At 42.5% G+C, this 12,521-nt stretch carries 16 protein-coding genes and 2 tRNA genes; 13 read left to right on the forward strand and 5 right to left on the reverse strand.

What is annotated here, in order from left to right:
* Positions 1-61 precede the first annotated feature (61 nt).
* The 7 genes from FGU46_RS05680 to FGU46_RS05710 all read left to right on the forward strand — a co-directional run bounded on the left by FGU46_RS05680 (position 62) and on the right by FGU46_RS05710 (position 4,520).
* Positions 62-829 (forward strand): DNA replication complex subunit Gins51, encoded by a 768-nt coding sequence (locus tag FGU46_RS05680; protein WP_286472643.1) that lies wholly within the window; start codon positions 62-64, stop codon positions 827-829.
* Between the two features lie 115 nt (positions 830-944).
* Entirely contained in the window at positions 945-1,223 is a 279-nt protein-coding gene (locus FGU46_RS05685; RefSeq protein WP_286472649.1) for a 50S ribosomal protein L44e, read from the forward strand.
* Between the two features lie 9 nt (positions 1,224-1,232).
* On the forward strand, positions 1,233-1,409 hold the full coding sequence (locus tag FGU46_RS05690) for a 30S ribosomal protein S27e (RefSeq protein ID WP_286472651.1): 177 nt from the start codon (positions 1,233-1,235) through the stop codon (positions 1,407-1,409).
* A gap of 9 nt (positions 1,410-1,418) precedes the next feature.
* Positions 1,419-2,198: a translation initiation factor IF-2 subunit alpha gene (locus FGU46_RS05695; RefSeq protein ID WP_286472656.1), complete on the forward strand. Its 780-nt coding sequence runs from the start codon at positions 1,419-1,421 to the stop codon at positions 2,196-2,198.
* Complete coding sequence (locus tag FGU46_RS05700; protein ID WP_286472657.1) at positions 2,195-2,380, forward strand: RNA-protein complex protein Nop10; 186 nt, start codon at positions 2,195-2,197, stop codon at positions 2,378-2,380. The genes FGU46_RS05695 and FGU46_RS05700 overlap by 4 nt, the downstream gene beginning before the upstream one ends.
* A gap of 57 nt (positions 2,381-2,437) precedes the next feature.
* On the forward strand, positions 2,438-3,211 hold the full coding sequence (locus tag FGU46_RS05705; RefSeq protein ID WP_286472659.1) for a proteasome assembly chaperone family protein: 774 nt from the start codon (positions 2,438-2,440) through the stop codon (positions 3,209-3,211).
* Between the two features lie 49 nt (positions 3,212-3,260).
* Entirely contained in the window at positions 3,261-4,520 is a 1,260-nt protein-coding gene (locus tag FGU46_RS05710; protein WP_286472665.1) for a TIGR00375 family protein, read from the forward strand.
* Positions 4,521-4,628: 108 nt separating this feature from the next.
* On the opposite strand, the gene FGU46_RS05715 is transcribed toward FGU46_RS05710, so the two are convergent.
* The 4 genes from FGU46_RS05715 to FGU46_RS05730 form a co-directional block, all read right to left on the reverse strand.
* A tRNA-Arg gene (locus FGU46_RS05715) sits at positions 4,629-4,703 on the reverse strand.
* Between the two features lie 57 nt (positions 4,704-4,760).
* Positions 4,761-4,834: transfer RNA gene (locus tag FGU46_RS05720), tRNA-Arg, on the reverse strand.
* Between the two features lie 7 nt (positions 4,835-4,841).
* Positions 4,842-5,558, reverse strand: a complete 717-nt coding sequence (locus tag FGU46_RS05725) for a proteasome assembly chaperone family protein (RefSeq protein ID WP_286472670.1) — start codon at positions 5,556-5,558, stop codon at positions 4,842-4,844.
* Positions 5,551-5,991 carry a PepSY domain-containing protein gene (locus FGU46_RS05730; RefSeq protein WP_286472675.1) on the reverse strand — a complete coding sequence of 147 codons (441 nt, stop codon included), beginning with the start codon at positions 5,989-5,991 and terminating at the stop codon, positions 5,551-5,553. The genes FGU46_RS05725 and FGU46_RS05730 overlap by 8 nt, the downstream gene beginning before the upstream one ends.
* A gap of 257 nt (positions 5,992-6,248) precedes the next feature.
* Here FGU46_RS05730 and frhA point away from each other — a divergent pair, with 257 nt between their 5' ends.
* The 5 genes from frhA (at position 6,249) to FGU46_RS05755 (ending at position 10,806) form a co-directional block, all read left to right on the forward strand.
* A complete protein-coding gene (gene frhA / locus FGU46_RS05735) occupies positions 6,249-7,466 on the forward strand; it encodes a coenzyme F420 hydrogenase subunit alpha (protein WP_286472679.1) in 1,218 nt (405 codons plus the stop codon).
* 9 nt (positions 7,467-7,475) lie between these two features.
* On the forward strand, positions 7,476-7,949 hold the full coding sequence (frhD, locus tag FGU46_RS05740) for a coenzyme F420-reducing hydrogenase, FrhD protein (RefSeq protein ID WP_286472685.1): 474 nt from the start codon (positions 7,476-7,478) through the stop codon (positions 7,947-7,949).
* Positions 7,950-8,762 (forward strand): coenzyme F420 hydrogenase subunit gamma, encoded by an 813-nt coding sequence (gene frhG, locus FGU46_RS05745; RefSeq protein ID WP_286472688.1) that lies wholly within the window; start codon positions 7,950-7,952, stop codon positions 8,760-8,762. It begins immediately after the preceding gene.
* An 11-nt stretch (positions 8,763-8,773) separates the two neighbouring features.
* Positions 8,774-9,658: a coenzyme F420 hydrogenase subunit beta gene (frhB, locus tag FGU46_RS05750; protein WP_286472691.1), complete on the forward strand. Its 885-nt coding sequence runs from the start codon at positions 8,774-8,776 to the stop codon at positions 9,656-9,658.
* Positions 9,659-9,780: 122 nt separating this feature from the next.
* Entirely contained in the window at positions 9,781-10,806 is a 1,026-nt protein-coding gene (locus FGU46_RS05755) for a zinc ribbon domain-containing protein (protein WP_286478240.1), read from the forward strand.
* Between the two features lie 62 nt (positions 10,807-10,868).
* On the opposite strand, the gene map is transcribed toward FGU46_RS05755, so the two are convergent.
* A complete protein-coding gene (map, locus tag FGU46_RS05760; RefSeq protein WP_286472692.1) occupies positions 10,869-11,789 on the reverse strand; it encodes a type II methionyl aminopeptidase in 921 nt (306 codons plus the stop codon).
* Between the two features lie 310 nt (positions 11,790-12,099).
* Between map and FGU46_RS05765 the strand changes: the two genes are divergently transcribed.
* Positions 12,100-12,519, forward strand: a complete 420-nt coding sequence (locus tag FGU46_RS05765) for a hypothetical protein (protein ID WP_286472693.1) — start codon at positions 12,100-12,102, stop codon at positions 12,517-12,519.
* Positions 12,520-12,521: the final 2 nt, after the last annotated feature.

Consider the following 12,521-nt stretch of genomic DNA (forward strand, 5'->3'; position numbering starts at 1 on the left):
TGGTCTATCTCCGGTGGGGGATGATTTTTACCAAAGAGTTTTTCGTTACCTAGATGGCCTAATGGAAAAAATTGGCAATAACCAATTATCCCTGGATTCTTATCTACTGCTTCGGGATGCGCAGCGTATTGTTTCAGAGATCTGTGAAAGAAGGGAACATAAAATAACTAACAGTGCTGTGATGAATGTCCAACGTTCTTTTCAGCTTTTTCTCGAACAAAAGGATGATATTCGTCCTCAAAGTCCCATTAACTCTACTCCTGAAGAAATTGATCTATATCAAGAATTGTTCCGATCTTTATCTCAATATAGGAAGGCCATGAACTTTCCAATAAGTTCATCTTCAGTTAAAAAAAAGAAAAAAAAGGATAGTGGAACTGGAACTGATAATACAGCTAAATCCAACCCAGAAGTTCCTAAACAAACTCTTGCATCGGAAAAACCATCAACTGAATTGGATCCTGAATTTGATGATAATTCCCTCTTTCCACCAGTTGAAGATGAAATCTACCGGCAGTTTGGTCAGGAACCGGCTCTAACCAATGGAAATGCTAAAGCTGCTAAAAGATCTTCTAAATCAGGGCCTATGGCTAAAAATAGGGTGGCACCCAAAGGATCAACATCTTCGGAATTTTCAGACCCAGATAAGATGTCCCCTAGGATGCCTACTGAAGTTTTAATGATAACTGCTGAACTTCCTTCTATAATGGGGGTAGATCATAAGGTTTACGGCCCCATGTATCCTGGGGATGTCATTAGCATGCCCGAAGCCAATGCCAGGATACTCATCAAGAAGGACAAGGGAAGGCCCATACAAAGGTATAAATAAAGATTAAAAGATACTTAGTCTGAATAAAAATCAGGCTTCTTAAAATAGTTCAAGGCCCTTATAGTGATTTTTACCAGTCACATGGCTTATTTTTACATAGAAGAGGTGATTAAATATGAAAATTCCTAAAGAAAGGAGAACTTACTGTCCAAGTTGCAAAAAGCATACTGTTCATGACGTATTAGAGTCAAAGAGGAGAAAAGCCAGCGAACTTAAATGGGGTCAGCGGCAGTTCAGAAGGGTGACTAGTGGTTACCGGGGATATCCTAGGCCCCTGCCCTCAGGAAATAAACCAACCAAAAAGCTGGATTTACGTTATAAATGTAAAAAGTGTGGTAAGTCTCACATAAAACGATCCACATTCCGAACCGGAAAAGTAGAGTTTACAATGTAGGGTGATTTCATGTCCAAGAAAAAAAGCAACTTTTTAAGGGTCAAATGTGGGGACTGCGGAAACCAACAAGTGGTATTTGACCATGCTGCATCTAAGGTTGAGTGTATTATATGCAGTAAGACCCTGGTGCAACCTAAGGGTGGAAAATCAAAAATCGTAGCTCAAATTATAGAAGTGATTGATTAAGGTGACTTGATGGTAAGAACCAAAAACGAATGGCCTGCTGAGAGGGACCTGGTAGTGGGAACTGTACATAAGGTCCTAAACTACGGTGCTTTTGCTTATCTGGATGAATATCCTGGTAAAGAGGCATTTATACACATTTCAGAAGTTTCTGCTGGGTGGGTTAAAAATATTCGAGACTACGTACGGGAAAACCAGAAAATCGTGGCTCGCGTACTTCGGGTTAATCCTCGGAAGGGACATGTGGATGTTTCTCTTAAAAGGATCCGTGAAGATCAGAGGACCCGAAAGATTCAGCAGTGGAAAATTGAACAAAAAGCCGAGAAACTTCTAGAATTTGCAGCTAAGAGCCTGGAGAAGGATCTGGATGCTGGTTATGATGAAGTTGGTTATGCCATCATGGAAGAATTTGGGGATCTATATGGGGCCTTTGAAGCGGCTGCTGAAGAAGGAGTCGATGTACTGGTGGAGAGAGGAGTGGATGAAACCTGGGCCAAAGCCATAACTGAAGTGGCCAAGAAAAACATATCCCCTCCGGAAGTCCAGATCAATGGATACATTAACCTGACCTCCTATGCTCCTAATGGGGTGGAGATAATAAGGGATGCTCTGGGATCTATCAAAGATGAAAATCTTTCCGTACAATGTGTTGGTGCCCCCAAATACCGTCTAACAGTTGTATCTTCAGATTACCCAACTGCTGAGGACATACTGGATAAAGCTGCTCAAAAAGCCATCAAATTCGTGGAAAAAGCCGGAGGCGAAGGCGAATTTCACCGTGAATTAGAATGAAGTTTAAGATGAAGCGCTGCACTTCCTGCAGTGAATATACCATTCAAGATCATTGTCCCCATTGTGGGGGGGACGTGAGAGTTATCTATCCACCAAAATATTCTCCGGAAGATAAATACGGGAAGTACAGAAGAATGCTGAAGGAACAGGTTAGAAATCCGTCAAATAACAGTTCTGATTAAATGTTCCTGATTTAATTTGATCATTAAATAATTGCCCGCAATGAAGGGAGTGTTTAGATGAATAAAACCATTATAAACCAGTTTAAAGATGTAGATCTGGATGAACCTATATTTATAGAGGCTCTACCCGGAATTGGACACGTCGGAAAGTTGGTAGCAGAGCATCTGATCCATGAACTGGAAGCAGAGATGTTCGCCGAACTTTACTCACCATCTTTCCCTCCACAAGTTTTTGTGGGTGAAAACGGGATTATTGAACCCATGAAAAATGAGTTTTACTACCTCAAATCTGCTGGGGAGGACAAAAGAGACTACATAATACTGGTGGGAAACACTCAGGGATTGAGTCCAGAAGGACAATATGAAATCTGCGGAGTTATCATTGATTTTGTAAAGAAATATGGTGTAAAACAGATGTTTACTCTGGGTGGATTGGGTACTGGTCAGCCTGTGGACAATCCCAAGGTATATGGGGCGGCTACTAATACTGAGCTTGCAGAAAGCCTTAAAGAATATGAAGTGACCCTAAGATCCGCTGATGGTGGAATCATCGGTGCATCCGGGTTACTACTAGGGCTGGGAATGGCTGAAAGTATTGAAGGTGCTTGTCTTATGGGAGAAACTCCAGGGTACTTTATTGATGCCGATGCCTCCAAGGCTGTACTAACTATTTTACTCCAGATTTTAAAATTAGAGGTTGATGTGGCGAAACTGGAGGAAAGAGCTGAAGAAACACGTAAGATGATATCCAAAGCCCAGCAAATGGAGCGAGAGATTGCAGAAGGGATGCGATTAGCTCCTGGGGAAGAGGATCTCCGCTATATTGGTTAGAATATATGGTTATACTTTACTAAACCTTATAGGTTTAAATGGGATATCCATGATAATTAGGGCGGATTTGCATATTCACGGCCGATACTCCATGGCCACCTCCAAAAATATGGTGCCTGAGGTGATAGCAGCTCAAGCACAGTTGAAAGGTTTACATCTGGTGGGAACCGGGGACGCCTTCCATCAGAGGTGGTTACAACTTATTGAAGACTCCACTGAACAGGTTGCAGATGGTGTATATTCTATAAAAGAAGATAGACGCCCTGAAAAAGATCCTGATCTTCCATCACAGAACCAGGAACCTCTATTAATTCTCACGGCCGAAGTGGAAGACATAAAAAGGGTTCATCACCTTCTAATTTTACCCTCCATTGAAACTGCCCATCAAATACGCGGTGAACTCCGGGGAAACCTGGATAGTGATGGTCGGCCCCGGGTCAGAATGAGCGGCAGAGAGATACAAGAACTTGCTCAGGAAAAGGGCTGTTTATTGGGTCCTTCGCACGCATTCACTCCATGGACCAGCATATATAAGGAGTATGACAGTATATATGACTGTTATTCTCATAAACCCGATTTTTTAGAACTGGGACTTTCAGCAGATACCGATATGGCTGATCGCATTGAGGAACTTCAGGATATTCCTTTTCTGACCAATTCTGATGCACATTCCCCCTGGCCCCACCGGCTGGGGAGGGAATTCAATGAGATCGAAATCAACAGGATAGATTACCCATCACTGGAGAATGCTCTTAAGGATCTGAAGATTAAAGCCAATTATGGCTTCGATCCCAGGATGGGGAAGTACCATCTCACCGCATGTACCAAGTGCTACCACCTTTTCCCTGTAAAAAAGGCACTGGAAATGAAGATGAAATGTCCCTGCGGCGGCACCATAAAAAAGGGAGTTGACTATCGAATAGAGGAACTAGCTACCTGGAATGAGCCTCATCACCCCCCAAATCGTCCTCCTTATATATATATCCTTCCTCTGGCCGAAATCATCAGTTTAGTATATGGTAAGGGTGTTACCACCGTTTTTGTCCAGAAGATCTGGCGGGAAATGTTGCAAAGATTTAGTGATGAGATATCAGTTTTGATCAACGCCCCAATGGAAGATTTGGAGGAGGCGGATCCTAAACTGGCCCCTGTTATTAAATCATTCCGGGATGGAACCCTTAAAATGCAGTCCGGTGGTGGTGGACGGTACGGTGAGATAATTTTAGATCCAGAAAAATCAGCACAGAAAATACAATCTACAAAATCACGATCTATGGAATCTAATACATTAGATGAATATTTTAAATAAATATTTAATTAAATGAATATTTTAGAGCTGTTTTTGTCTTTGTATAATTTTCAGAATTTTTTGAATTCATCAAGATTCGGATAAACTAATTTTTTTTTAAAATAGCAGCGGACCCGCGGGGATTTGAACCCCGGACCTTCAGATTAGGAGTCTGATGCCCTATCCAGACTAGGCTACGGGCCCTTTAAATTTGAATATAAATTACACCACAAGTTAATGCACAAAAAGATGTTTCTTAAACGGACCCGCCGGGATTTGAACCCGGGACCTTCGGATTAGAAGTCCGACGCCCTATCCAACTAGGCTACGGGCCCGTATGAATTACATGTACGCTGGAGACTCTTGCTCTCCTTGAACGGCTTGTGCCAATTCTTTTAGCCGTGATTCTATTTCTTCGGCCTCTTTAATAAGAGGATCAGCATTAACGTTTATATCCAGCATTCTATTTAAAACATCCACTATACTAGCAGCTGCTCTGGGGTCTGGGTACTGGTTCAGTACCTCCGCAAAAAGGCATGACCCTGGGATGTCACTGGTTTTGGTTCTAGTTAAAAGAGTACCTGAAATACCGTTAATATTCCCAAAAGGGAGTATTGGTATTTCAAGATCACCTAAACGCTTTAAACTTTCTTCATTATTAGCTGCGCCTGCCACACCATTAGTTTTTTCTCTAACCGCAACGCTATTTAAGGTTATGAGTTCTTTGCTCTGGTTACGTTCCATCCATTCTACAATGGCGTTGGTCATGTCATGGGTCACGTTTGGTGGTACCACAAAATCTGAAAGAAATAGAACCAGTTCATTGTTACTGTATATTCGGAATGGATGAATTGCTACACCCTTATAGAGAACAGCTAAAGGAGGGAAATATTTGGATTCTATATGGCCAATTTCATCCATCTGAAGTTCCTCCACCAGAAGCCAACCCACGATGTTTCCAATCAACCCTAATTCAGGCGATCCTTCTATAACTACAGCATTTTTCACATCTTCAGATATGATATGGCAACATTCTTCGTTTTCTACCATATTAACCATATGAAACCCCTCCTGCCCCCCCTAGATTCTCTCCAGTCTGAGGGTCAATGTATATTTCTCCTACTTGATCTCCGTTCATCATTATGGGCACTACATAGGTTTGTTTCCCATTCAAATCCTTCAGTAGGGGCTCCCCGGCACTGGCATCAGGTTCTTCAATGTAACGTTGCGCAATAATTTTAGCTTCTGAAGAGGTTACTTTCACATTAGCACTTCCTGTCCCGCTTGATTGTCCAGACGAAGAGCTCGATCCTGAGGATGAGCTTTGATCTGATCCGGAGCTGGTTTCAGTGGTTAGAGGTGAGCTGTCCTGGCTTTGAGATTGAATTGGTGTCCAGAGTCCAGATGTAGAACTGCTCATCTGATAACCAGCGGCAGCAACACCTATGACCAATACGATGATTACGGACAAAATTATTTTATTATTTAACATCAATTCACTTCCCTTTTGGACTACCTAATAGGATATTGGTTTCATAGTTAATAGTATTTCGCCTCATGAACTATTATAAAGGATAAAGAAGTGTAAAAGGGTAATTAAATTAATATTTAGCATCAATTTTCCGATAACATAAATTGTTATGTTGTAATCTATATTTATACTTTACATCTCTGCTTTTAATATAAATATATTAATATGGTTCTGTTCAACAGTTTATGATGTTCTTATAAAAACAAGAGGTGATACGTTTGAGCGAACGAGTAGTTATCTCGCCAACCTCACGACAAGAAGGACACGCAGAGTTGGTCATGGAAGTCGATGACGAAGGAATCGTAACCAAGGGGAGATACTTCAGTATAACTCCGGTTAGAGGATTAGAAAAAATGTTGACTGGTAAAGCTCCAGAATCTGCGCCAGTATATGCGCAGCGGATCTGTGGTGTATGTCCTATACCCCACACTCTGGCATCTGTGGAAGCCATAGATGATTCTCTGGATATAGAAATACCCAAAGCCGCTAAGCAGCTGAGGGAACTAACGCTATGTGCTCACCACATCAACAGTCACGCAATCCACCAGTTCCTCATTGCCGCTGACTTCGTGCCAGAAGACCTGTTTGCCACTGCAGTAAACTCCGTATCTGAGGTGCGGAAAGTTTCCCAGTATGTGGTGGATATGGTTGCCGGTGAAGGAATTCACCCCTCTGACATCCGGATTGGAGGAATGGCAGACAATATTTCGGAAGTAGCCCGTAAGAAATTATACGCAAGATTAAAAGCTTTGAAACCAAAACTTGATGAACACGTTGATTTGATTGTGGGACTTGTAGCTGACAAAGGATTGCCAGCAGGTTTAGGTGTCCATAACCAGCCCATTTTTACCACGGACAATCTATATGGAAATCGGGACAATTTCGACATGGACCGATTCACAGAAATCATGCCCGAAAGCTGGTATGACGATGCAGATATTGCAAAAAGAGCTTGCTCCACCATACCTCTCTATGATGGAGTGAACGTGGAAACAGGGCCAAGGGCACGAGCAGTTCAATACCGGGGCTTCACTGAAAAAGGTGTAGTTGCTCAGCATGTGGCCAGAGCCATGGAGATGAAATCGGCGTTATCCCGAGCTATAGCCATTCTGGCTGAACTGGATACATCTGCACCGGTTCGAGCGGACTTTGATCCCAGGGGAACAAACAAACTGGGAATAGGCCCGATTGAAGGACCAAGGGGAACAGATGTGCACATGGCACAAGTAGCCGACGGCAAACTCCAGTTCTACACCTGCCTGGTACCTACCACTTGGAACATACCCACCATGGGACCAGCCACTGAAGGATTCCACCATGAATTCGGCCCCCACGTTATCCGAGCTTACGACCCATGTCTGTCCTGTGCAACCCACGTGATTGTGGTGGACGATGAAGACAGGAGCGTCATTAAAAACGAAATGGTCAGAATCTAAGGAATAACTATGCCATACGATGCAGAGATCTTAGTGGTCGGATGCGGAAACATCCTCTTTGCGGATGACGGATTCGGACCAGCAGTAATAGAGGCCCTAAACAAATATTCCCAGGAACAGCCTCTCCCAGAGAATGTCATGACTATAGACGCCGGCACTGGAGCTCCCCACTTCGTGTTCACTCTTCCTCAAGATTGTTGGAAGAAAATGATAGTGGTAGATATTGTTGAGTTCGGTGCTGAACCCGGCACCATGCGAATATTCGGGGTGGATGAATTACCAAAAGGATCCTACGAGAATGTGCACTCCTGGCCAGTAAGCCAGCCCTTGCACGACTTGGCAGAGTCCTGTGAAGTAATGGTAATTGGATGCCAACCAGAACGTGTCTCTGCCCCCGACGTTGAGTTGGGGTTAACCAAAAGTGTGGAGGAAGCTATTCCAAAGGCCATTAAGTTGATTTTAGAAGAGATAGGGGTTAATTAAATGTCAATATTAGCCCGTCTTAAATCGTTTTTAGGAATGGAGGCAAAACCTGAAAAAGAAGCAGAACCTGAACAAGAAGCTTCACAACAGGAGGTTGAAAAAGTGGCTGAAGAGAAAGCTAAACCAAGAATAGGTTACATCCACCTTTCAGGATGTACTGGCGACGGAATGTCGCTAACCGAGAATTACGATATTCTCGCAGAATTACTCACCAATCTGGTGGACATCGTCTACGGAACAACCTTGGTCGACCTATGGGAAATGCCAGAAATGGACTTAGCCCTGGTGGAAGGATCATGTTGTCTACAGGATGAACACAGTGTAAAGGAATTACTGGAAGTTCGTGAAAAAGCAGCACTGGTATGTGCCTTTGGTTCATGTGCCGCCACAGGTTGTTTCACCCGTTTTTCACGAGGAGGACAACAAGCACAGCCTGCACATGAATCATTCGTGCCCATTGCTGATCTGATCAAAGTGGATTGTGCCATACATGGATGTCCGCCATCACCAGAAATAATAGCTAAAACCGTTGTAGCACTTATCAACGGTGACATGGACTACCTACAACCCATGTTAGACCTGGCTGGTTACACCGAAGCCTGTGGCTGCGACCTGCAGACCAAAGTGGTAAACCAGGCTCTATGTATTGGATGTGGAACCTGTGCCATGGCTTGCCAGACACGAGCTCTAAGCATGACCAATGGAAGGCCTGAACTGAATGAAGACCGCTGTATTAAATGTGGAATTTGTTACGTGCAGTGTCCAAGAAGCTGGTGGCCAGCTGAACAGATCAATAAGGATTTAGGGTTATAGGAGGAGTGACAATGGTATTAGGAACTTACAAAGAAGTTGTTGCCGCAAGATCCACTGACAAACAAATCCAAAAAATAGCCCAAGACGGTGGAATAGTATCCGCCCTGTTCTGCTACGCCTTAGATGAAAAACTCATCGATGGTGCAGTAGTGGCTGGACCCACTGAAGAACTATGGAAACCGGCTCCAACCGTGGCTATGACCGCTGAGGAAGTGCTGGCAGCCGCCGGAACCAAATACACATTCTCCCCTAACGTCTGGATGCTTAAAAAAGCAGCCCGACAGTATGGATTAGAGAAGATAGGTACCGTGGCCATACCCTGTCAGCTCATGGGTATCCGAAAGATGCAATCCTACCCCTTCGGGGTACGATTCTTGGCTGACAAGATTGCCCTGGCAGTAGGTATCTTCTGTATGGAAAACTTCCCATTCACATCCCTGCAAACCTTCATCAGTGAGAAAATGGGTATCGACCCAACTCTCGTGGAGAAGATGGACATTGGAAAGGGAAAATTCTGGGCTTACACTGCGGATGATGTGTACACCCTACCACTGAAAGAAACCCACGGCTACGAGCAAAATGGATGTAAAATCTGTCTGGACTACGTTGCTGAATTAGCTGACGTATCTACAGGTTCAGTAGGAACTCCAGACGGATGGTCTACTGTCTTCACCAGGACTGATGCCGGTGAAACCATATTCAAAGCAGCTGTAGATGCAGGAGTCATCGAAACCAAAGCAATGGACGATGTTAAACCTGGTCTCGGCCTCTTAGAAAAATTGGCAACCGAGAAGAAGACCAAAAACATGAAGACAATTGACGAACGGAAAGCCATGGGCTTACCAGTTCCATACAAGGCCAGCAGCGAGAAAGAAGACCCATTAGCCAATATTTAAGGGATTTAATCCCTTAAACCTACTTTTTTCTTTTTATTTTCAAGGATTTAAAAAGTACTAAATTTTATTAAGTGATACATACTCATTTTTAACTATAATGGACTTTATCTGAGCGTGATAAAATCAATTCATCAAGTTATAAAAGATCATGCCCCAAATGCGGTACTTTGAATGTGGAAAATGCCCGTTTTTGTACTCGATGCGGTACATTAATAGATAAGAGTTCTCTGGCCGCTGGTATGATTTGCAGTAATTGTCTTACTGAAAATCCATCTTACGCGTCATTCTGCATGGAGTGCGGTACCAAACTCCAAATCACAGATCTTCAAGAAACAGAGGATGAATATTACTCCCGGGATAAAATGGAGTCACTAGAATTAACTCCAGCTGAATCCCTCCTGATATTGGATTTAGATGCCGATGGAAAAGAAATGTTCAAACTTACGATGCTGGATCTTTTGGCGCGGCGCGTAATTAGAATGCAAACCTTTCAGGAAGATAAAGGACTTTCTGTAAAAAAACCGGGCCTTTTCCATGAAGTACAGCGGGGAAAAGAATTTGAAACTCGCCTTCAACCATATGAAGAAATATTTCGCAAACCTCTATACAGTTATCAAGAAATAGAAGTCTTCCAATATATTCAAATGGTCCTGAAAAATATGAGCCCGGTTCTAACTAATCCATTTTTAGAATACAAGGATATTTACATGATCAATCCACTAATTAAAGAGGGATATATGGAGAGAGTGGAAAAAAATGGCTTTCATTCGCGTGATCATTATCGATTAACCGAATTGGGTGTTGGTATCAGAAAAAAAATTAAAGACGTTCTGGAGGATGCAGATCACCTGGGAGAATGGGTGAGCACTGATCCTGAAAGGGCCAAGGCATTTTTATCTGCAGTGGGTAGTCACATATTCATCCTCAATTACGACTTGGACACACTCCGGTTTTTGGAAAATAATTTGGCAGGGATTGAATCTACCACTTCTAAATTTTATCCATACTACCTTTTTCCCATTGACTTTTTAAAGAATTTTAAATCGGAAGCGAATATAAATGATATTTTTGGAATGGATGCCCTACGCTCCTTCGAATTTTTTGAGACATTTGATCCATTCGATGATATCTTCGATGCATTTGAATAATGGGATAAATAGAAAAAAGGTAGCATTAGGTCGATGACATTACTAGTGATTTAAGATTCAAGTCATTTCGTTATGATCAAACAGCCTTCTGATTCCACAATTACAGTGTGCTCAGCTTGCGCAACCCTTGCCCCACTTTTTTCGCGCAATACATGATAGGGATAAACTGCCCGGGAAGATATGAGCTGACGCAAAGCGATACTGGTTTTGCTGGATTTTTCGTTATCTTCCAACCATCTTTGAGCGAATGGTAAAATTTTATACTCAATTTTAATTCTTTCCAGAATCTTCCTGGCCTGAATCATTCTGACGGGTCGATCTCGGAGGAATCTGAAAATGAAGGCATCTTTCATATCACCTACCAGCCCCATCCCATCGGTTACAAAGGGTTCTATGGCCAAAACATCTCCTTCTTCAAGTTTATGATTGTTTTTTTCCTTCACATTTGGTATGGAAAGTCCGGAATGCAGTATCCACTGTTCCATGCTGTGTCCAGTGAGGTTGGAAACAGGTTTTAATCCTTGGGCTTGAATTGTTTTTTCAACCTCCTCACCGATCCTTCCCACTTCCACCCCTGGTTTGATGGTGCTAATGGCCGTATTCAGGGCTTCTTGGGCGGTTTCAATCATCTCTTCCTGAATTTGGGGAGTATAGGGGGCCATATTTTCTGCAGGGTCATCCCCATCTACACTTACCGAAACGGCCGAATCAGCTATGAATCCATCTACATGGGCACCTAAATCAATTTTAACCAGATCTCCCCCTTTAATCAGGGTACTGTCTTCAGGTGGGGAGGTGTAATGGGCAGTGATTTCGTTAATGGAAATGTTACACGGAAAGGCAGGTAGGGCCCCACGTTTAATGATCTCCCCTTCAATTAAGTTTATCAGATCCAGGACTTTCATTCCTTCATGCACTTCCTTTAAAGCGAGTTCCCGGACTTCTTTAACAATTTTTCCCGCTTTGATATAATTTTCAATCATTTAATCACTTCAATATTTTAATTAACCTTTTACAGCTTAAATATAAACAGGATAAATCTCTATCTTAATTTTATCAACCTTGGATGGGCTTAGAACAGGAGAACATTTAATATATAAAAAGCCCATAATATATGTATTTATCATCCCTTGTATAAATTAATCAAGTTCCTTTTGGAAGCTTTGATTATTATAACATGGATGAGTCCCGATGATGATTTAATGAAGCAAATAGGCTTAATTTGGATAAATTCCGCCTGCTGTTAATCATTAAATTTTCATTCAATAGTGACCTACATTAAGGGGGAATATTATGGCTGATGTGAACATTCCGCAGAATATCTTTTGGCTTATAATCGTTGTAATTGCCGTAATAACCATAATTATTATTGTCATGCAATGGCGACGGGTTAGAGAAGCTCAAAGTAACGTCGAGTTTTTGCAAAAACAGGCCGAACTCAAGAAAATTGAACTGGTGGAGAAGGATTTGGAGGCCAAGCGAATGATGGAGAATGTCCTACCCCTACCTCAAGAACAACAGGAAAAACTAGCTCAGATCAGAGGTGAAACCTCCAAATTAATGCACAAGGCTGGATTCATGCACAGCGAAATAAACGAAAGAGTAACCCGCCTGGAAGCCCGGACAGAATACGAAAAACTCCAAAAACTCCTAACAGAAATAGAAAAGAAAGAAAAAGAACTAGAAAAAAAGGGTAGCAAAGGGGGACTGTGAGA

It is taken from the genome of Methanobacterium sp. CWC-01 (assembly GCF_030323845.1).
GTDB lineage: Archaea > Methanobacteriota > Methanobacteria > Methanobacteriales > Methanobacteriaceae > Methanobacterium > Methanobacterium aridiramus.